The organism is Sphingomonas zeae (assembly GCF_014197135.1).
In the GTDB taxonomy this organism is placed as follows: Bacteria; Pseudomonadota; Alphaproteobacteria; order Sphingomonadales; family Sphingomonadaceae; genus Sphingomonas; species Sphingomonas zeae.
The window spans coordinates 1-20,496 of the sequence record NZ_JACIFA010000004.1 but is presented as its reverse complement, the minus strand read 5'-3'; the positions used below and the strand labels follow the sequence as shown (position 1 = coordinate 20,496).

At 65.5% G+C, this 20,496-nt stretch carries 19 protein-coding genes; 7 read left to right on the top strand and 12 right to left on the bottom strand.

The window, feature by feature from the left end:
- The first annotated feature begins 6 nt into the window (after nucleotides 1-6).
- Entirely contained in the window at nucleotides 7-1,230 is a 1,224-nt protein-coding gene (locus tag GGR45_RS07160) for a threonine synthase (RefSeq protein WP_175311761.1), read from the top strand.
- Between the two features lie 40 nt (nucleotides 1,231-1,270).
- On the opposite strand, the gene GGR45_RS07155 is transcribed toward GGR45_RS07160, so the two are convergent.
- From GGR45_RS07155 to GGR45_RS07145, 3 genes are read right to left on the bottom strand one after another with little or no spacing between them, the layout of a single operon-like run.
- Nucleotides 1,271-2,521, bottom strand: coding sequence for an arsenic transporter (locus GGR45_RS07155; protein WP_285138750.1), 1,251 nt, complete (start codon nucleotides 2,519-2,521; stop codon nucleotides 1,271-1,273).
- Nucleotides 2,518-3,624, bottom strand: coding sequence for a metallophosphoesterase family protein (locus GGR45_RS07150; RefSeq protein ID WP_175311763.1), 1,107 nt, complete (start codon nucleotides 3,622-3,624; stop codon nucleotides 2,518-2,520). The genes GGR45_RS07155 and GGR45_RS07150 overlap by 4 nt, the downstream gene beginning before the upstream one ends.
- A complete protein-coding gene (locus GGR45_RS07145; RefSeq protein ID WP_175311764.1) occupies nucleotides 3,621-4,907 on the bottom strand; it encodes an MFS transporter in 1,287 nt (428 codons plus the stop codon). Before GGR45_RS07145 ends, GGR45_RS07150 begins: the two co-directional genes overlap by 4 nt.
- Nucleotides 4,908-5,172: 265 nt before the next feature.
- Between GGR45_RS07145 and GGR45_RS07140 the strand changes: the two genes are divergently transcribed.
- Nucleotides 5,173-5,523, top strand: coding sequence for a VOC family protein (locus GGR45_RS07140; RefSeq protein WP_175311765.1), 351 nt, complete (start codon nucleotides 5,173-5,175; stop codon nucleotides 5,521-5,523).
- 78 nt (nucleotides 5,524-5,601) lie between these two features.
- Nucleotides 5,602-6,168, top strand: coding sequence for a phosphoribosyltransferase (locus tag GGR45_RS07135; protein WP_175311811.1), 567 nt, complete (start codon nucleotides 5,602-5,604; stop codon nucleotides 6,166-6,168).
- Nucleotides 6,169-6,198: 30 nt separating this feature from the next.
- Here the strand turns inward: GGR45_RS07135 and GGR45_RS07130 are convergent, their stop codons facing one another.
- The gene (locus GGR45_RS07130; protein ID WP_175311766.1) at nucleotides 6,199-6,378 is read right to left on the bottom strand and encodes a hypothetical protein; all 180 of its coding nucleotides are present in this window, start codon (nucleotides 6,376-6,378) and stop codon (nucleotides 6,199-6,201) included.
- A 179-nt stretch (nucleotides 6,379-6,557) separates the two neighbouring features.
- On the opposite strand from GGR45_RS07130, the gene GGR45_RS07125 reads away from it, so the two are divergent.
- Complete coding sequence (locus GGR45_RS07125) at nucleotides 6,558-8,702, top strand: TonB-dependent receptor (RefSeq protein WP_175311767.1); 2,145 nt, start codon at nucleotides 6,558-6,560, stop codon at nucleotides 8,700-8,702.
- A gap of 134 nt (nucleotides 8,703-8,836) precedes the next feature.
- On the opposite strand, the gene GGR45_RS07120 is transcribed toward GGR45_RS07125, so the two are convergent.
- Complete coding sequence (locus GGR45_RS07120) at nucleotides 8,837-10,603, bottom strand: aspartyl protease family protein (protein WP_175311768.1); 1,767 nt, start codon at nucleotides 10,601-10,603, stop codon at nucleotides 8,837-8,839.
- Nucleotides 10,604-10,783: 180 nt separating this feature from the next.
- Nucleotides 10,784-11,638: an MBL fold metallo-hydrolase gene (locus GGR45_RS07115; protein ID WP_175311769.1), complete on the bottom strand. Its 855-nt coding sequence runs from the start codon at nucleotides 11,636-11,638 to the stop codon at nucleotides 10,784-10,786.
- A gap of 140 nt (nucleotides 11,639-11,778) precedes the next feature.
- Here GGR45_RS07115 and GGR45_RS07110 point away from each other — a divergent pair, with 140 nt between their 5' ends.
- On the top strand, nucleotides 11,779-12,198 hold the full coding sequence (locus GGR45_RS07110) for a DUF4383 domain-containing protein (protein WP_175311770.1): 420 nt from the start codon (nucleotides 11,779-11,781) through the stop codon (nucleotides 12,196-12,198).
- A gap of 21 nt (nucleotides 12,199-12,219) precedes the next feature.
- Here the strand turns inward: GGR45_RS07110 and GGR45_RS07105 are convergent, their stop codons facing one another.
- The 3 genes from GGR45_RS07105 to pncB form a co-directional block, all read right to left on the bottom strand.
- Nucleotides 12,220-13,314 carry a Gfo/Idh/MocA family protein gene (locus GGR45_RS07105; protein WP_175311771.1) on the bottom strand — a complete coding sequence of 365 codons (1,095 nt, stop codon included), beginning with the start codon at nucleotides 13,312-13,314 and terminating at the stop codon, nucleotides 12,220-12,222.
- A gap of 94 nt (nucleotides 13,315-13,408) precedes the next feature.
- Entirely contained in the window at nucleotides 13,409-13,915 is a 507-nt protein-coding gene (locus GGR45_RS07100; RefSeq protein WP_175311772.1) for a hypothetical protein, read from the bottom strand.
- A gap of 95 nt (nucleotides 13,916-14,010) precedes the next feature.
- The gene (pncB, locus tag GGR45_RS07095; protein WP_175311773.1) at nucleotides 14,011-15,315 is read right to left on the bottom strand and encodes a nicotinate phosphoribosyltransferase; all 1,305 of its coding nucleotides are present in this window, start codon (nucleotides 15,313-15,315) and stop codon (nucleotides 14,011-14,013) included.
- Nucleotides 15,316-15,439: 124 nt separating this feature from the next.
- Here pncB and GGR45_RS07090 point away from each other — a divergent pair, with 124 nt between their 5' ends.
- Both GGR45_RS07090 and GGR45_RS07085 read left to right on the top strand, forming a co-directional pair.
- Nucleotides 15,440-17,527 carry a DUF3857 domain-containing protein gene (locus tag GGR45_RS07090; protein ID WP_246358104.1) on the top strand — a complete coding sequence of 696 codons (2,088 nt, stop codon included), beginning with the start codon at nucleotides 15,440-15,442 and terminating at the stop codon, nucleotides 17,525-17,527.
- 80 nt (nucleotides 17,528-17,607) lie between these two features.
- A complete protein-coding gene (locus GGR45_RS07085; protein WP_175311774.1) occupies nucleotides 17,608-18,198 on the top strand; it encodes an NADPH-dependent FMN reductase in 591 nt (196 codons plus the stop codon).
- On the opposite strand, the gene GGR45_RS07080 is transcribed toward GGR45_RS07085, so the two are convergent.
- The 3 genes from GGR45_RS07080 to GGR45_RS07070 all read right to left on the bottom strand — a co-directional run.
- Complete coding sequence (locus tag GGR45_RS07080) at nucleotides 18,195-18,905, bottom strand: VIT1/CCC1 transporter family protein (RefSeq protein WP_175311775.1); 711 nt, start codon at nucleotides 18,903-18,905, stop codon at nucleotides 18,195-18,197. The genes GGR45_RS07085 and GGR45_RS07080 overlap by 4 nt on opposite strands.
- A gap of 476 nt (nucleotides 18,906-19,381) precedes the next feature.
- Nucleotides 19,382-19,708, bottom strand: coding sequence for a hypothetical protein (locus GGR45_RS07075; protein WP_175311776.1), 327 nt, complete (start codon nucleotides 19,706-19,708; stop codon nucleotides 19,382-19,384).
- A 217-nt stretch (nucleotides 19,709-19,925) separates the two neighbouring features.
- Nucleotides 19,926-20,496, bottom strand: a 571-nt coding sequence (locus GGR45_RS07070; protein WP_221235828.1) for a hypothetical protein, incomplete at its 5' end; no start/stop codon positions are given.

The following is a 20,496-nucleotide window of genomic DNA, read 5'->3' as shown; positions in this document are numbered from 1 at the left end:
GGCCGCATGAATCGCAACCTCACCGAAGACCGCCCGACCTTCGTCACCCATCTGGAATGCTCGCTGACTGGCGAACGCTACGAAGCGGACCAGCTTCACGGCCTGTCGCGCGCGGGGCGGCCATTGCTCGTTCGTTACGATCTGGAGGCGCTGGGCCGGGCCGTGTCGCGCGACACCATCGCCGCACGCGAGACCGATTTGTGGCGCTGGCGCGAACTGCTGCCCGTGCGGCGTACGACAAGCATCGTGTCGCTGGGCGAGATCGAGACGCCGCTGGTCCCCATCCCGCGCTCGGGCGGCGGATCGGTGCTGGTCAAGGACGAGGGACGGCTGCCGACCGGATCGTTCAAGGCGCGCGGCCTGGTCATGGCGGTGGCGATGGCGCGTGAATTGGGCGTCACCCGGATTGCGATGCCGACCAACGGCAATGCGGGTGCCGCGCTCGCCGCCTATGCGGCGCGCTGCGGGATCGAGACGGTGATCCTCTGCCCGGAAGAGACTCCGGAAGTAAACGTCCGCGAGATCGCCGCGCAGGGTGCGCGGGTCTGGCGGGTCAACGGCCAGATTGACGAATGCGGCGCGATCGTCGGGCGCGGTGCGGCCGAGGGGCGCTGGTTCGACTTCTCGACGCTGAAGGAGCCTTACCGGATCGAGGGCAAGAAGACGATGGGCCTGGAGCTGGCCGCCCAGCTGGGCTGGGAACTGCCCGATGCGATTTTCTATCCGACCGGCGGCGGCACCGGCCTGATCGGGATGTGGAAGGCATTCGACGAGATGGAGCGGCTGGGCTGGATCGGCGCCAAGCGCCCGCGCATGTATGCGGTGCAGGCCAGCGGATGCGCGCCCATCGTCCGCGCGTTCGAGGCGGGCGAAGAACATGCCGAACGCTGGGAGGATGCCGCGACGGTGGCGGCGGGCATCCGCGTGCCGAAGGCGGTCGGCGACTTTCTGATCCTGCGCGCGGTGCGCGAGTCCGGTGGCGCGGCGCTGGCGGTGGGCGATCCGGCGATCCTGAAAGCGGTCGAGGACTGTGCGAAGAAGGACGGCCTGCTGCTATGCCCGGAGGGCGGGGCGACGCTGGCGGCGTATAAACAGGCGGTGCGCGACAATCTGGTCGATGAGGATGAGCGGGTGGTGCTGTTCAACTGCGCCACCGGGCTGAAATACCCGATGCCCGAGGCGGGTCAGTGGCTGGACAAGAACGCGGCGATCGATCTGGCGGCGCTGTAATCGCCAACCTCCGCTCAGTGCGAACGGAGGTTGGCGAAGCTCACCCGATCAACAACCGCATCCCCAACGCCGCCACCAAGGCCAGCGGCATCGCCACCGCGCCGACCTTGAGGAACGCAAGGAAGCTGACATCCTCCCCCTCGCGCCGGATCGCCTGTAGCCACAGGATCGTCGCTAGCGATCCCGTCACCGACAGGTTCGGGCCGAGATCGACACCGATCAGCAGCGCGTCGGTCACGATCTGCGGCGGATGCGCCTGCGCGATGGCGCTGCTGGCGACCAGTCCGGCGGGCAGGTTGTTCATCGCATTGCTGACAAAGGCGAGCATGGTGCCCGACACCGCCGCCGCGCGCGTCGGATCGACCAGCATGTCGCGCAGCCCGCGCGCCACCCAGGCGATCACGCCCGTCCGGTCGAGCGCCTCGACCAGTACGAACAGCCCGGCGGCCAGCGGCAGCACGCCCCAGCTCACCGACTTCGCCAGCGTCACCGGCGAGCGCCCCGCCAGCAGCGACACGATCACCGCCGTCGCGATCCCCGCCAGCGCGGTGGGCAGGCCGAGTTCGATATCCAGCGCCGATACGATGAGGAGCAGCAGCGCGGTCAGCCCGATCCCTGCCATCGCCAGCTTGCCGCCGTTCGACAGAGTGTCGCGCGTCACATCACATTCGCAACTCCCCGCGATCCGCGCCCGCTGGGTGAAGCGCAGCACTGCGAAAGTGACGAGGATCGACGCGAGCGACGGCAGCGCGAATGCCGCCATCCACGCCCCCAGCGGCGGCATGTGCCCACCGTACAGGACGAGGTTGGCGGGGTTGGAGATGGGCAGCACGAAGCTCGCCGCATTGGCGATGAGCGCGCAGGCGAACAGCAGCGGCAACGGATCGGCCTTGGCCTTCTTCGCCGCGACGAACACGGCCGGAGTCAGCACCACGGCGGTCGCGTCGTTGGACATGAAGGTCGTCACCACCACGCCCGTCGCATAAACGAGCGCGAACAGCTTGGCGCGCGACCGTCCCGCCATGTTGACGGCGGTCGCGGCGATCCAGTCGAACGCGCCATGCTCGCGCGCCGTCTCGCTCAGCAGCATCATGCCGATCAGGAACAGATAGACATCGGTGCCCTTGGCCACCGCCTGCCCGGCTTCGCCCAGCGGCATCAGGCCCAGCACGATCAGCAGCACCGCGCCCGCCACCGCCCATATCCATTCGGGCCAGCGCATCGGCCGCGCGATCACGCCCGCGGTCGACAGCCCCGCAATCGCCCAAGTGGCTCCATAAGCCAGCGTCACCATCCGCACCCATTCTTGTTCGGCCCGAGCCGGCCCCCGTCGATCCCGGCGATAGGCCAGGCGCCGATCGCGTGGCAATCCTCGCCCGGAGCGACGGGCAAGCGACGCTTCGGTATGGCATGCGCCTCGCGGACGAGGCAGTCGATGCGGTCGTATGCCTTGCCGCAATGAACTTCGATCGCGGTCAACCCCGCCGCCAACGTCACGGTCGCACGCCACAAGCCATCCCTGCCCCGCGTCATCGGCGTATCACTATCGCCAACCCGCGCGACGGGCGGCGTGTCCGCCCCGAACAGCCGCGCCACCACGTCGACCGCGCCGGGGCGGGGCACCTGATGCGGGTCGGTCGGGCGGGTGATGAGCCGGACATCGCCCGGCGAGACGATCTGGACATGCGGCCAGGGGGCATCCAGACGCCGGAAGCGCCAGCTGACCACCCGGTCCTCGACACAGACGATGGTGAAGCCCGGTGCCCCGCCATCCTCCTCGATCTGCGCGGTCGAGCGGGTCGCGCCATAGAGGACGCGGCCGTCGTTCAGCAGCTCGTTATAATGGGTATGACCGGTATCGACGAAGGCGACCTCGCCATCGATGAACTGGCGCGCTACCGACTCGCCATCCGCCGCCAGATCGCCGGGATAGGCGTGCATGAAGACCAATGGCACTTCGTCCGACGCCTTGGCCCGCGCCAGCTCCTCGGCCAGCTTGTTGCGATGATGCATGGTCAGCCGGAAGTCGGGACCGCCCGCCCCCGCCGACACCATGTCGAGGAACAGGCAGCGATGGCGTGCGATCACCTCCGTCTCGGGCCGGTTGGCCTTGGGGATCGCCGCTTCGTAATTGGACAGGTCGCCCGGCTCGAAATCATGGTCGCCGGGGATGATCCGCCATGGCATCGACAGCGGTGCGAGCGCGTCCATCATCCGGGCATATTGCTCGGGCGTGCCGTGATTGGCGTTGTCGCCGGGCACGAAGACGAAGTCCGCATCGCCCATGTGGCGGTTCACCTGCGCGACGATGGTCTTCAGCCGGTCGAGGCCCTGCCAGTCATCGGCTTCGTCCAGATGCAGGTCACCGATATGCACCCAGCAAATGCCGCTCATGCCCGCGCCTCCTCGGGCTGGGCTCCGCCGGAGCAGGCGGGGCGCAACGTGCCCGCAAAGCCGATCCACAGGCCCAGGCTCGCCACTGCGAAACCGCCCAGAATATAGAAGGCGACATGATAGCCCAGCTCCTGCGCCAGCCAGCCGCCGATCGCGGGCGACAGCGAGGCGCCGACGCCCTGGATGGTCATCACCGCACCCTGCCCTACATTGACCCGGCCCGTGCCGTTCAGCAGGCAGGCGACGAGGCCGGGCACCGCCACGCTCTGCAGCCCCGCGCCGATGCCGTCGAGCGCCTGGACCGGCCACACGCCCCAATGCTCGATGAACGTGCCCGCCAGGAACCCGCGCAACGGGAGTGCAGCGAAGGAGATCAGCAGCACCAGCCAGTAACCGCGCCCGGCGGCGACCTTCATCGCGACCAGGCTGGCGATAATCATCACCGCCTGCGCGACCATCACGGTCGTCGCGGTGAACATCGCCGCATCGCCCTTGCCCGCGCCCACCACCGCCATGCCATAGAGCGGCAGCATCGCACCGTTGCCGAGATGGAAACAGGCCAATGCCGCCGCCAGGATCAGCATCGGCTTGTTGGACAGCAGCGCCTTGAAACCCTCGGCCTGACCGCTTTCCTGATCCTCGCCCCTGTCATCCTCCAGCCCGCGCGCGGCGCGGTGGTCGATCGCGCGTTCGGGGATCGACAGGACCGAGATGATCGCCAGCACGCCGAACGCCGCCGCCAGGAAGAAGATGGCGGCCATCCCGAACTTCCAGCCGAGAAAGCCCGACAACCCCGCGCCGACCATATTGCCCGCATGGTTCCACGCCTGGTTGCGGCCATTCTGTGCGTTGAAGCCCTTTTGCCGGACGACGCCCAAAGTCATGCCGGTCACGGCGGGGCCGATCGCCGCGCCGGCGATCGCGGTCGCCACCTGGCTGACCCCGACGACGACGCCCGCCTGCGACCAGAGGATCAAAAAGGACGCCAGCACCGTGCAGATGCCGGTGATGACCACTACCCAGCGCTTCTTGTCGGTATGGTCGATAAAGGCGCCCGCCGGCACGGTCATCACCATGCCCGCCACGCCGCCCAGCGTCATGACCGATCCGATCGGCCCGGTCTGCCACCCGCGCTGTTGCAGGAAGACGCCCAGGAACGGCCCGATCCCCGCCTGCATGTCCGCCATGAAGAAATTGAGTGCCTGCAACCAGCGCGTCGCGCGGCGGCGGTCGCCATCGGATGCGCTGGGTGATCGGGAATCGGGCAATGCCGCTGTGGCCATGACGAGGTCTCCGCGAGATGCGGGGCCAAACCCGGCAATAGTTTGAAATATCCGTCTATTTTATGATTTATGCTTGGTAGACAGCGGACCGGAAGGTTATCCCCTTGCCGCAAAAGGATAAAGTCGGCTTTGCTTGAAACGAAGCCCGACCCGACATGACGTTAACTTCATGATATGGTGGCGGAACTTTTCACTGTCACGTCGAACAGGACTTCCCTCGCTCCACCATTGCGGGGCATCCTGTCGGGGACAAGGAGGAATATTCATGAACCATCACTGCGTCGCCATCGTCCCCGCCGATGATCTGGATGCCAGCACCGCCTTCTACCGACTGCTCGGTTTCGAGGTCGCCGCCGATTTCGGCAGCTATCGCATCCTGGCGGACGAACGCGGCTGGCACCTCCACCTCAATCACATGCCCGGCTGGCCGAAGCGTACGGAAGACAATCCGTTCGGCCTCTACCTCTATGTCGAGGATGTCGACGCGGTCGCCGACCGGGTGCGCGATCGCATCATCGAGCGCGGCGCGCCTAACGCCAAGCCCTGGGGCACCTATGAATTCGCGGTCAGCGATCCGACGGGCGTGCTGGTGCGGATCGGGCGGATCATCGCATGACGCGGTTGCCCTGTCGGCCGGAGAACGCCAAATAGCCGGCCTGTCCGGGCGCATAGCTTCGTGCCCCGCTCCGCAACGATGATGGACGATGTCGTGACCACCAAAATCTACCTGTCCGCCGATCGCCTGCTGGAGGATTCCTTCCGCCTCGCCAATCTGGTCTTCGACTCCGGCTTTCGTCCGACCCATATCGTCGGCATCTGGCGCGGGGGTGCGCCCGTCGGCATCGCGGTTCAGGAACTGCTCGAATATCGCGGGGTGCAGAGCGATCACATCGCGATCCGCACCGCCTCTTACACGGGCATCGACCAGCAGGAGCCGCAGGTGCGCATTTATGGCCTCGGCCATCTGGTCGACGTGCTCAACCCCGAGGATCGCCTGCTGCTGATCGACGATGTCTTCGATTCGGGGCGTTCGATCCGCGCCTTGCTGAAGGAACTGAAGCAACGGTGCCGCAACAACATCCCGAACGAGGTGAAGGTCGCGACCGTCTATTACAAGCCATCGCGCAACGTGACCGACCTCAAGCCCGACTTCTTCGTCCACGAGACGAATGACTGGCTGATCTTCCCGCACGAGATCAACGGCCTGAGCGAGGAGGAAATCCGGGCACACAAGCACGGTGCCGCCCTCATCCTGCGCTGATCACGCGGGCGTTCCCGCCCATCCCGAGCCTCAGTGCAGCTTGGCGATTGCCAGCCCGTCTTCCTTCGCCCGCGCCTTGACCGACTCCTCGCTGCGGGTCAGCGCCTTGGCGATGGCCTTCAGCGCCATGCCCTTCTTGGCGAGCGTGTGCAGCTTTTGGATCTCGTCGGGGCGCCAAGGCTGGCGGTGTCTTTCGAAGCGTTCGGCCATTTCCGTATCTTAGCTGCTTGGGCCGCCCCTGACCATCATCTTCCCGCGCCGGCAACACGATGGAGGGCAGATGAGGCTCTTCTTACAAATGCGTCACGAACACTGTCGTGACTTGCCATTCCCCCGGCGGGCGGCAATTCCCCGCGCATCAAGAGACTATGTATCATAGGAGTCTGCTTATGCGTGTCTATGCCCTTTTGTGCTGCGTGGCGTCGTCCGCGCTGGCCGTACCGGCCGTTGCGCAAGTCAGAGGGGTACCGACACCCGATGCCGACCAGACGACCGCCGATACCAGCAGCAGCACGCCGTCCGACATCGTCGTGACCGCCAAGCGGCTCGACACCGCGCGCGCGCATATCCAACCGAGCCTGGGCGCCTCCAATTACGAAATCACCAGCGAGACGATCAAGGCGCTGCCCGGCGGCGAGAACCAGCAGTTCAACCAGATCCTGCTCCAGGCCCCCGGCGTCGTGCAGGACGGTTTCGGCCAGTTCCATGTCCGCGACGACCATAACGGCCTGCAATATCGCATCAACGGCACCATTCTTCCTGAGGGGTTGGCGGTGTTCGGCCAGACCCTGTCGCCGCGCCTGGTCGACAAGGTCAACATCCTGACCGGCGCGCTGCCCGCGCAATATGGCCTGCGCACGGCGGGCGTGATCGACATCACGACCAAGAGCGGCCTGTTCGACAATGGCGGCACCGCGTCGATTTACGGCGGCAGCCACAACACCATCCAGCCCAGCCTGACCTATGGCGGCTCCACCGGCAGCACCAATTACTTCGTCTCGGGCGACTATCGGCATAGCGGCCTGGGCATCGAGAGCGTCGATGGCCGCTCCAACCCGGTGCATGACGATACCGACCAGTATCAGGGCTTTGCCTATATCGACCATATCCTGGACGACCAGAACCGCGTGTCCTTCGTCGGCGGCTATTCGAACCAGTGGTTCCAGATCCCCAACCCCGTCGGCCAGCAGCCGAGCGCCGGGTGGAGCGTCGGCGGCCAGACCGCCTTCCCCAGCGAGAAGCTGAACGAGACGCAGCTGGAAAAGACCGGCTTCGGCCAGCTCGCCTTCCTCCACGATGCCGAGCCGCTGACCGTGCAGGCCTCGCTGTTCGCGCGCTATTCGTCGCTGCGCTATCGCCCCGATGTGCTGGGCGAGTTGCTCTACAACGGGCAGGCGCAGCAGGCGTATAAGCAGGACTTCGCGATCGGCGGGCAGGTCGATGCGGTCTATCATGTCGGCACCGCCCACACGCTGCGCGGCGGCTTGCTGGTAACGCGCGACCGTTCGACCAGCGCGACCACGACCAATGTCTTCCCCGTCGACGCCAGCGGTGCCCAGGCGGGCGAGCCGATCGCGATCGTCGACAATAGCGGCAAGACCGCGACCAGCTTCAGCGCCTATCTGCAGGACGAATGGAAGCTGCTGCCCCGGCTGACGCTCAACTATGGCGCGCGCTACGACCTGTATAACGGCTATCGGCGCGAGGGGCAGTTGTCGCCGCGCGTCAACCTGGTCTGGCAGCCGGGCAGCATCTATACGCTGCACGCGGGCTATTCGCGCTATTTCGTGCCGCCGCCCTTCGAGCTGGTCGGCAATACCAGCATCGCCAAGTTCGTCGGCACCAGCGCCTATCCGTCCGTCACCGTCAACGACGTGCCCTTTGCCGAGCGGCAGGATTATTTCGACGTCGGCTTCCAGGCCAAGCTCAGCCGCTACTTCACCTATGGCATCGACGCCTATTACCGCATCTCGAAGAACCTGATCGACGAAGGACAGTTCGGCGCGCCGATCATCCTGACCCCGTTCAACTACAGGCAGGGGCGCATCGGCGGGATCGAGGCGAATATGAGCTATCAGCGCGGTGGCCTGCTCGCCTATGCCAATTTCGCCGCCGCCAAGGCCAAGGGGCGCGATATCGTGTCCAGCCAGTTCAGCTTCGGCCAGGACGATCTCGACTATATTTCGCGGCATTACATCTATCTGGATCACGACCAGAGTTTCACCGGATCGGCGGGCCTGTCCTATGCTTTCGACCAAGGTACCAAGCTGGGCGGCAGCATGATCTATGGCTCGGGGCTTCGTCGCGACGACGATGTGAACAGCATCCCCAACGGCGCCAAGCTGTCACCCTATGCGCAAGTGAACCTGACGGCGAGCCAACATCTGGCCGGGCCGAACCTCGACATCCGGTTCGACGTCATCAATGTGCTCGACCACAAATACGAAATCCGCGACGGGACCGGCGTGCGTGTCGGCGCCCCGCAATATGGCCCGCGTCGCGGCTTCTTCGTCGGCGTGTCGAAGGCGTTCTAAAAACTCCTCCCCGGCACGGGGAGGGGGACCAGCGTAGCTGGTGGAGGGGGCGGGCCGCACAGGATGTCCTTTGTGGCCCGCCCCCTCCGTCAGCGCTGACGCGCTGCCACCTCCCCGCGCCGGGGAGGATTGCATCAACCGATCCCGTATTTCTGGATCCGCTCGGGCATCCGCTTGTCCAACGCCACCGCCAGCGTCCGATCGCGCGCGGCCTCGGTGGTCATGCCCAGATGCGTCTCGGCGAGCGAACGCCCGTACAGTGCCCAGGCCCGCTTCGGATCGATCGCCAGCGCGGCGTTGAAATCCGCGAGCGCGGCGCGGTCGTCCTTCTGGCAGAGATGGATGAAGGCCCGGCTGTCGAGGAAGCTCGGATCGTTGGGGATTGCGTGGACGGCGGCGTTGCAGTCGCCCAGTGCCTTGTCGAGGTCCTTGTTGGCCAGCATCCGCGACCAGCACCGGCCGTTCTGCGCGGTGCTGCGGCGCGAATCGTCATGGTGGGCGGCCATCCACAGATCATATTGCGCTACGCCCGCGTCGAAGGCGTCCGCGCCCGAATAGAGCCGCGCCATCTGCAGCCGCACCGCATCCTCGCGCGGCAACTGCCCGTTCAGCAGGTCGAGATCGGTGATAGCCCCCGCCGGATTGCCCGCACGCAGCCGTAACTCGGCACGGATCAGCCGCGCCTGCGTATCGGCCGGATCGAGCGTCAGCGTGGTGTTGAGATCGTCGATCGCCAGCACCGGCCTATGCTGATCCAGATAGGCGAGCGCGCGCTGGCGGGGAAAGCGCGGGTCCTTGGGCGCTATGGCGATCGCGTGCGAAAAGGCGTCGATCGCATGGGGCAGGTCGTGCTGGGTCACGAACATCGCCCCGCGCCGACTATAGCCCTCGGCATCGGTCGGGTTCGCGGTCTCGCCGGCCTTTTGCGCCACCACCGCCACCGCCGCGCCCGGATCGACATGGGCCACCGCATCGAACAGCCGCCCGCCGCTATAGGTGAAATAGATACGGTGCTGAGAATTGGAGACATAGAGCCGGTGCGACACGAAAAAGTCCGCGCCCAGCAGCATGTCGGTGTCCAGCGGCCCCAGATCGGCGATGTGAAGCCGCACATTATGCAGTTCCTCATTGCCGATCTTCAGCAGCTTGAACCGCGCGGTCCAGCCTTGGACGACATGGCGGCCGAGGCCCTGTTCCCAACCCGCCACCTCGACACCCAGATCGCCCGGATGGACACCCGCGCGGGCAGCGGCGCGCAAGGTCAGGACGGTTTGTGCAGCGCCGGTGTCGAAGGTCGCATTCAGCTTCGCGCCGTCCAGCTCGACGGTGCCGATCGTGTGGTTGTGCGCCAATTCCCTGGTCTCGATCGGAATCTCGAAATAGGGCTTTCCCTCGGTCCAATAGGCCATGGAGGCGTGGGCGCAGCCGCTCGGGCGGAACAGCCGAACCATGCCGCCGGGCAGGTCATATTCGACATCGGCCAGCCCCAGCACATTCTGACCGAGCAGGCCGGTCTGGCCGACATCGCTGCCGCTGACGACGAACTCGACATTGGGAATGTCGGTCCCGGCCAGCGTAAAATGCCGGACCGTCGCGAGCATGGCGTCGGAGCTGCCGCCGATCCCGTTCACCCGGAAGCCAAAGGGCAAGGGCTGTGTCGGCAGCCCCAGTTCGCGTGCGACGGGCGGCGAGATGTTGCTGTAAAAGGCGCCACTGTCGAGGATGAAGGGGGCGGGCTTGCCATTGATCCGGGTCTCGACCACCGGGCGCAGCCCCTGCATCGTGACCGGGATCGCCGCCATCTGCCCGACCTTGCATGTCTCCGCCATCGCCGGACCCGCCGTCGCCGCCACCAATAGCGCCGCGATCGACACCCGCTTGGCTTTCGTCCCGATCCCCATGCCACCATCCCCATGCCAGCTTCAGGGGGCGAGCATATCAACGCGACACACGGGCCAAGATGACGTGCGGCTGACATTCTTGAAATGCGGGCATTCGTCCCCGGCCGCGGGGGGCTTGCCACACAAGGCACCTTTTGACGCGGTTCCTCCCTGGCCCCCCTCCCCCGCGGGAGGATTTCGCTAAAGCGGATTTCCGTCGCGGCAGCGTTCCCATTCCACCGGGTCATGCGCGCATGCGATGGTGACGCTCTCGCGCCGTTCGACCGAAAGCGCGCGCAGCCGCGCCTGGTTGGCCATGCGTGCGGTCGCATCGACCTCCATCAACCGCTGATAGGCGCGCAGGCCCGGCGTGCAGTGGCGCCGGGCGCTCCGCATCTCGCCACGGTAGAAATAGGCGTCGCCCGCATGGAGTAGCCAGCGCCCGCCCGGCTGGCGGATCGCAACCCCGGCATGGCCCCATGTGTGGCCGGGCAGCGGCACCATCAGGATTTCGGGCGGCAACCCGTCCAGATCGCGCACCACATCGAAGCCGAACCAGGATTCCCCACTCGCGCCATAGCGGCACCAGCGATCGACCTCGTTCCACTGCGGCGCGCGCCAGCGATTGCGCGCGACGACTCCCCTATGGGGGCCGGTCGCATCGTCATATTCGCGGCGCATGACATGGACGGTGGCGTCGGGGAAATCCTCCAGCCCGCCAGCATGATCGAAGTCGAGATGGGTCAGCACGATATGCCGAACATCCCGCGCGGTATAGCCCAGCGCCTCGATCTGGCGGATCGCGGTTTCCTCCTCGCGCAGTCGGATGTTGAGCATGGCGCGCCAGGCGAGCGGGATGCGCGGATCGGGGCGACGATGAGGATGCGCCACGTCGCGCAGGCCAAAGCCGGTATCGACCAGTACCAGCCCATTCGTGTCGGTTTCGATCAGCAGGCAATGGCAGACGAGTTGGCCGATCGGCCCCCGGCTGCGGCCGTCGAAAAGCGCCCCGCCCAGCGGGCAGTCGGTACCGCAGTTGAGATGGTGAATCCGCATGGCACCTCAACCGGGCGAAACGACGCACGGTTCCTTATTTCTTTTTCTTACAATCGGTTAAACAGATACATCTGGATCAGAATCGGGGAACAAGCCGCCCGTCCGATACGCTGGGACGGCAACGCCACAGGAGCAACGCCATGTCGGCCAGAGCCTTTGCGACGGTCTTCGGTATCGTCTTTCTCGTCGCGGGCGCCGCCGGCTTCGTGCCCGGCCTTTCGCCCACCCATGCCCATCCGGGGGTCAGCGTCACCGCCTCGTCCCGGCTGGCGCTGGGATTGTTTCCGGTGAATATCCTGCACAATCTGGTCCACCTTGCCTTCGGCCTGTGGGGCGTACTGGCGGCGCGCAGCGTGACCGCCGCCTTCGGCTATGCCAAGGGTGTGGCGATTATCTATGCCGTGCTGACGGTGATGGGCCTGATCCCGCTGACCGCCACGACTTTTGGACTGGTGCCGCTTTATGGCAACGACATATGGCTGCACGCGCTGCTGGCCCTGGTCGCGGGTTATTTCGGTTTTGTCCATCGCGAGGCCGTCACCGATACGCCCCTGCGGTAATGACAGGGGCGGTCGAGGCGGTCAGGCCAGGCTGATCCGCCGCCCCTCCAGCGCCGAGCGATAGATCGCCTCGATCACGCGCATATCGGCAAGCCCTTCCTCGCCGGGCACCAAGGGATCGGTGCCGTTCGCGATGCACTCGGCGAAATGGTCGAGTTGCCCAGCATGTTGGCCCTTGCCCGCCGGAACCTGCTGTTCCTCGGTCCGGCCGTTGCGACGGACCCACATCTTCTGTCCCTCATAGGATGTGGCAGGTTCCAGCTCGATCCAGCCATCGGTACCCGACACGCGGTACATATTGTGGTTGGAGCTGTAGCTCGACACGCAGGTCGCCTCGATCCCTGAGGGAAAGCGCAGCAGGAAGCTGATCCGGTCCTCGACGGTGCGGAAACGCGGGTCGCTGCGGTCGGTCGACTCGATCGCGCTGACCTCGACCGGCTCCTCGCCGGTCAGATAGCGCGTGGCATTCAGGCTGTAGATGCCGATGTCCATCAGCGAGCCGCCGCCCGACAATTTCCGGTCGAGCCGCCACTGGTTGGGTTGCGCGTTGAAGCCATGGTCGGCCGTGATGATCCGCGTTTGCCCGACGAACCCCTTCTTCGCCAGGTCGATCGCCAGCCGGTTGTGCGGCTCGAACCGCGATCGGTATCCGATCATCAGCTTGCGCCCCGCCGCCCGGCACGCCGCGATCATCGTGCGGCATTCCGCGACCGACACCGCCATCGGCTTTTCGCACATGACATGCTTGCCCGCCCTGGCCGCACGCACCGTATATTCGGCGTGCATCGCATTGGGCAGGATCACATAGACGATGTCGACATCCGGGTTGTCGCGGATGCGGTCGAAATCAGCATAAGAATAACGATGGCTCTCGGGCACGCCATATTTCTCGCCGAAGCGCGCCAGCTTTTCGGGTGTGCCGCTGACCAGCGCGACGAGGCGCGACTGGTCGCATTCGGCAAATTTCGACATGATCAGCTCGGCATAGCGTCCCAGCCCGACAATGGCGTACCCCGCCTTGCGCCCGCGCGGCGCGGCACAGGCCCCGCCCGCCGCCGCGATGGCGAGCCCCGCGCCCAACCCTGCGACAATGGTCCGACGATCGGCGTCCGGCATGATGCTCTCCCGTGTTCGCCAGGCACGTTTGCCCGTTCGATCAGAGGGTTATCATGAACGACACCATCCAATGCTGGCAAGGGTGCCGCAAAGGTCAGTTGGCGACTTTCTGCGCCTCGACGATTCCGGCGTCGCTGCCCAGCGCATAGAGATAGGCTTTGCGCTGCTCGGTGCCGGGGCGATAGCGCTTGAGCGTCCGCGCCTGTTCGCGGGTCAGCGTGAAGCGGACATAGCCCGCCTTGACGAGGCACTGGTCGACTTCGGATTGCAACGTGGTCTGGAGTGCATCGACCTGTTTGTCGGGATTGTACATCCGGCGAAGCAGCACCTGCCTTTCGCTCTGGGTGAAGATGTCGTCGGTTGGGACTCTCGGGGGCGTATTGGCTTCGCGCTCCAGCACACGCGCGCCGCGCACGTAACGTTGCGTCGACCCATCGCCGGTCACATCGCGCCGGGCAGCTTGCAACATGCAGGCGCGGCTGCCCCCGTCAAACGCCTCGCGCGACGCGCCGGGCTTGCCCCAGCTATAGGTGTCGGCCCCCTTGGCATGGGCGGACGTCGCCGCACACAACAAGGCAAGCACAAGGCCGATCTTCGGCATGATCTCTCCTCGGGTTCCTGTCGGCGAGGCTATCCGAAACATCCCCTCACGTCATGTCTTTCCCAATTCCTCCCCTGCAAGGGGAGGAATAAAGCTCACACACTCACCGCCTTGGCCTGGCGTCCGTCCTCGCCGAAGATGCGCAGATAGCGCTGGATCTCCGATGGCTCGCCCGTCGCCTTGGCGGGATTGTCGGAGAGTTTGACCGCCGGATGCCCATCGGCGCTGATGACCTTGGCGACCAGCGAGATCGGCTCCAACCCGGCCGCGCCCGCCGGATCGCAGTCACGAAAATCATTGGTCAGGTTGGTGCCCCAGCCGAAGCTCATCCGCACCCGGCCGTGGAAATGGCGATAGGTCGCCTCGATGCTGTCGACGTCCATCCCATCGGAAAAGATCAGCAGCTTTTGGCGCGGATCGCGACCATGGGCCTGCCACCAGGCGATGATCTGTTCACCCCCCTCGATCGGCGGCATGGAATCGGGGCGAAAGCCGGTCCAGTCGCCGAGCCAGTCGGGCGCGTCGCGCAGGAAGGCGGTGGTCCCGAACGCATCGGGCAGCGCGATCAGCAGATTGCCGTCATACAGCGCCTGCCACTCCTCCAGCACCCGGTACGGCGCCGCCGCGACGCCCGCGTCGTCGGGGGCGAGCGCAGCCATCACCATCGGCAGTTCATGCGCGTTGGTGCCGATCGCCTCCAGATCGTTGTCCATCGCCAGCAGCACGTTGGACGAACCGATGAACCGATCCCCCAGCCCTTCCTTCAACGCCTCGACGCACCAGCGCTGCCACAGGAAGCCATGCCGCCGCCGCGTCCCGAAATCGGAAAGAACCAGATCGGGCAACTCGCGCAAGCGTTCGACCTTGTTCCACAGCTTGGCCTTGGCGCGCGCATAGAGGATATCGAGTTCGAACCGCCCCTTGCCCTTCAGCGCGGCGCGCGAGCGCAGTTCGTTGACGATGGCGAGCGCGGGGATTTCCCACATCGTCGTCTCGGCCCAGGGGCCGTCGAAATGCAGCTCGAACTGCCCGTCGACCGTGCGCAGCTCGTAATCGGGCAGCTGGAAATGCACGAGCCAGTCGAGAAACTCGGGCGAGAACATCCGCTGCTTGCCATAGAAGCTGTTGCCCGCCAGCCAGATCAGCTCCTTCTTGCCGAACCGCAGCGAGCGCGCATGGTCGAGCTGTTCGCGAAGCTCGGCCTCGTCGATCACCTCGGCCAGCCGAACATGCGTGCTGCGGTTGATGAGCGAGAAGGTCGCCGTCACGTCCGGGTGAAGTCGCCGGATCATCTGGAGCATCAGCAGCTTGTAGAAATCGGTATCGAGCAGGCTGCGCACGACCGGATCGAGCCGCCAGCCGTGATTATAGACGCGGGTGGCGATGTCGGTGACGGGCATGGATGCTCCCTGGGCCGTGGACGGCAGGCGATGCACCATCACCCGCGCAGGGGCAAGCGCACCGCGCTTTGCACCGCCGTTCCTTTTTGCCACTATGGCCGCCTTCCGGGGAGGAGGGGGGACTATGACGGTGCGTGGAGTGATGGCGTTCGCCTTGGTGTCGGTGCTGGCGGCCGGAGGCGCCGAGGCACAGACCGGGCGCACGCAGACCGGAAAAGCGGCGGGTCAGCCTGCGGAGGCGGAGCGCGGCCCGATAACCGGGCCGACGCCTGCCTGGGTCACGCGCTCGGCGCCGCTAACGGTGCCCGACAATGTCGGCGGGCCGCTCTTCATGCGCCGCCAGGACGTCGTGGCGCACATCACCGACCAGGGGCAGGCCCAATATATGGGCTATCAGGTCAGGATCCTGCAATCCAACGCGCTTCAGATCGGCAATATCGCCATCGCCTGGGACCCGGCGGCGGGGCCACCGATCGTGCATGGCATCCATGTCCTGCGCGACGGCCAGACGATCGACGTGATGAAGGCCGCCGCGTTCGAGGTGTTGCGCCGCGAGGACAAGCTGGAAGAGGCGATGCTCGACGGCACGCTGACCGCCGTGCTGCGCGTGCCCGACCTGCGGGTCGGCGACGAGCTGGACGTCGAATGGACGACCTTCTCCAAGGACCCGACGATGGGCGGCCAGGCATCGGGGCTGCTGGTCCTGGCCGCCAGCCCCGCGCCGGGCCGCTATCATCTGGGGCTGAACTGGGATGCCGGGCAAAAGCCGCAGCTGAAGATCAGCCCGGACATGACCGCCGCGCTCAAGCCCCAAGCCAATGGCGTGGATTTCGACTTCGACAACCCCGCGACGCTCACCCCGCCTAAGGACGCGCCGCCGCGCTACCAGTGGCAGCGGATCGTGGAATATAGCGATTTCGGCGACTGGCCCTCGGTATCACGCCACTTCGCCCCCCTCTATGTCAAGGCGGCGGCGCTCCCCCCGGCCTCTCCGCTGCGTCAGGAAGCGGCGAAGATCGCTGCGGCGCATGGCAGGCCGCTCGACCGCGCAGCCGCCGCGTTGAAGCTCGTCCAGCAGGATGTCCGCTATATCTATGTCGGGCTGAACGGGGGCAACCTGACCCCCGCCTCCGCCGACGAGACGTGGCAGCGCCGCTATGGCGACTGCAAGGGCAAGACCGCCCTGCTCCTCGCCCTGCTGCGCGAACTGGGGATAGAGGCGGAGCCGGTGCTCATCAATTCCAGCGGCACGGATGACGGGTTCGACCAGCGCTTGGCCGGGCCGCAGCTGTTCGACCATGTGCTGGTCCGCGCGCATATCGAAGGGGCAACCTATTGGCTGGACGGGACGATGCCCGCCGTCGTGCCGCCCGCCGCACGGCCGGTATTTCCGGTGCAGTGGGTGCTGCCGCTGACGACACGGGGAGAAGCGCTGGAAAAGCTGGACTGGCAGGTCGCCAGCGTCCCCGACGATACGACGCTGTTCGACATCGACGCGCGCGCCGGATTCGACAAGCCTGCCAGGATCACCTCGACCACCATCACGCGCGGCGTGGCCGGGCTTCAGCAGCAGATGCAGTTCTCGGCAGTGACGCCGGGGCAGATGCTGGACGCTTTCCGCCAGCAGATGACCGGCGATTTCTGGCAGGCGATCGACAATGTTCAGTGGCGCTTCGACCAGAAGGCGCAGGCGAGCATCCTGACGATCGCGGGGACCGGCACGGTCGACTGGGACAAGGATGATGATGGCGGTCGATCGTTCGCGCTGCCCGGCGGCGGCTTCAGCCCGCCCGACCGCCGCGTCCGCAGCGCCGACCAGCCGCGCGACGTGCCCTTTTACGCCAAGCCGGAATATAGCTGTCACGTCACCACCGTCCGCCTGCCCGCAGGCACCGAGGCGAGGCAATGGTCGTCCAAGCCCAGCTTCGACACGATGATGTTCGGTCGCCATTACCGCCGCGCCTGGGAGATGCGCGACGGCACCATCCGCATGGTGCGGGGGGCCAGGGTCGAACGGCCCGAGATCGATGCGGCCGCCGCCGAGCGCGACAATGGTCGCATCGCCGCCTTCGACAACAGCATGGCCTATATCTTCTATGCCCCGAAGGGAAAGAAGCCCGCCGTGGGCCGGGGCGAGACGGTGCCCGCGACCGACGGGCATGACTGGATCGCCGATCCCTCGCCCTGCATGCCCTCCACCGGCGGAGCATGATCGAGCGGCGGCGCGATTAGGATCGGATCGACCCCGCCCGCGTCGCGTTGAGCGGAAACCAGCCGAAGGATGGGATGCAGATGGCCGACCGGATATTGATCTTTTACGGCTCCTACCGATCCGATCGGCAGGGCATCCGGCTGGCCGATTATCTGGTTCGGTCCTTTCGCGACCGGGGTGCCGAACCCGAACTGATCGACGCCAAGGCGGTCGGGCTGCCCATGCTCGACCGGATGTACAAGGAATATCCCGCCGGGGAAGCGCCCGAGGCGATGGAGGTGCTGGCCGCCAAGATCCGCACCGCCGACGCCTTCGTCTTCGTGACCGGCGAATATAATTGGGGGCAGCAGCCGGGGCTGAAGAACCTGACCGACCATTTCCTGGAGGAATGGTATTGGCGTCCCGCCGCCGTCGCCAGTTATTCGGCCGGGCGGCTGGCGGGGGCGCATGCCAGCGTCGCCTGGCATGGGACGCTCAGCGAAATGGGCATGGTCGTGGTGTCGAGCACGCTGACCCTCGGTGGCATCGGCCAGACGTTGGATGCCGAAGGGCGGCCGACCGGCGATGGCGGTGCCGCGCTGTCCCGGAGCTTCCCGCGCTTCGCCGACGATCTCGCCTGGTGGACCCAGGCCGCGCGCGAGCAGCGGGCGCGGGTCGCCCCGCCCTATTAAACGACGGTACCGGTCAGCGTTCCGATCAGCGCCGTCACTCCCATCGCCAGCGCGCCCAGCAGGACGACGCGCATCATGCCACGCCCCACCGGCGCCCCGCCCGCTCGCGCGCCCAGCGCCCCCAGCATCGCGAGCAGGACGAGCGCGGTGGCGGGCGTCACATAGAGCACCCAAGCGCGCGGCGACAGCGCGGCGGTCAGTACCGGCAGGATGGCGCCCGCGCTGAACGCGCCGGCAGAAAACAGCGCCGCCTGCACCGGATCGGCGCCGCTGTCATCGGCCAAACCCAATTCGTCGCGACGATGCGCGCCCAGCGCGTCATGGGCCATCATCTGCTCGGCCACCTGCCGCGCCAGCTCTGCTTCCACCCCGCGCTGTTCGTAGATGGCGGCCAGCTCGCGCGTTTCGGCCAGCGGCGCGCGGACGATCTCGGCCGCCTCGCGGGCCAGATCCGCTCCTTCGGTATCGGCCTGCGAACTGACCGAGACATATTCCCCCGCCGCCATCGACAGCGCGCCACCGACCAGCGCAGCAATCCCCGCAACCAGCACCGCCCCCGCCGTCGCACCCGGCGCCGCCGCGACGCCGACGATCAGGCTGGAAACCGAGATGATGCCGTCATTGGCCCCCAGCACGGCGGCGCGCAGCCAGCCGGTACGGTGGACCAGATGCTGTTCGCCCATGGCATGGATGGTGGTCTGGCTCATCTGGGGTTTCTCCGGCAGCTTCAACGGTCGGCGGCGACGCTCTCCAAAGCGTCACTCCGGCCACTGCAACGCACGACCGCGCGATGGCGCTCCTGTATCTGCCAGGCCGATTGTCGGGAAGCGGCGCGCCATGGCGGAGACGGAGGAATGTCTACCTCCCCGACAAAATATTGAATTTAAATAAGTTTTTTAGCAACACAGCAAATCATCCCACATTTTTCCCCACACTCGATGTGATAATATTTGTAGAGGCGGGAGGTGGATCGTCTGTTCTGCGCCCTCCCTCTACGGGCGTTTGGTTGCGAGAGTTTTCCGTAAAAATGAAGCTCACGATCGGGTTGAAGGACCCAATTACGGACGTTCACACGTGCCTTGTCGGTTCCGGAAAGCTGCCGCTCGTTCATATAAGCGGATCGGCTGCTTGAGCGACCCCGCTCAGCCACTTGGAACAGCGGAGATTGGGCGGATAGCTGCCATTAAAGATGAGCGAGACTGGCGAGCGTAGCCCAGACCATCGACACCATAGCAAGGACCGATCCGGACAACGCCATTGCGCCCCATGCTATCTCGGCTTTCCGAGCATGGCGCACATCCGCCATGGTGCGTTTTCCGCAATAAGCGAGATTGCATACCAGCAGTCCCATTGTCGCGATGAGCAAGCTTACCATCTGCATAACCGGATCATCTCTCAGCCAGCGAATGCCCGCAACTGGACGGAAGCCGCCCTGCCCTGTCGCCGAGGAGACCCAGAAGCGGTCGTTCGCACGTGCCTTCTCGCTTCCCGAAAGCGGCCGCTCGTTCATATAAGTGGATTAGCTGCTTGAGCGGTAAGCGCGGTCTGGAGACCGCCTTGCGGTAGCGCCGGTAGCGGGGATGCTTATCGTCTTTGACGAGGGCGCGGGCGGTGCGGGAAGTTGCAGGTTCTACGACCAGTCATATGAGCACTCGTATGACTGGTCGGATGGAGGTGGTCGGCCTTGAGCGAGCCGCTCGGCCACTCGGAACGGCGGAGATGGGTGGTTAGCTGACGTTCCGCCCCAGCAGCACAGCATTATGTCGCTGCCTGCCCATCACCGCCCTCAACTCGCTCGCGAAATTCGCCGTATCAGGGTAGTTCGCGCGGAACACGGCCTGACATTGTCGCCGCGTATCGATGTGATCCGCTATTTTGACGATCACATCTAGGTCGCCGGTTTTGTTCGCAGGCAAAATCGAAATACCGACGATAACTTCATAGTTGGAGCCGTCGCTGTCGCAATGCCCCCATTCCTCTACGAACGGGTGCTCGGACGAAAATGGATAGGCGTCCAACTTCGGAGCCATTTCAGTAACGTCCTGCCATTGCACCCAAAATCCGCCGCGACCGGTGAACCGATCCGTTTCGACCGCTAGCGCTAGCCAGCCAAAATCGTCGTTGGGATCAGAACTAAACTCGTAACGCAATGTCAGCTTAGCGGTCATTGCGCGTTTATACGCGACCGAAGCCATGTCCGCTATTGGGCGATTGTGTTGAAGAAGTCGGCGTCTGGCGCGGAGATAATCGGCGGCTGGTCTGCGCTGAAAGCCGCTGACTGGCTCAGGCAGGTAGCGG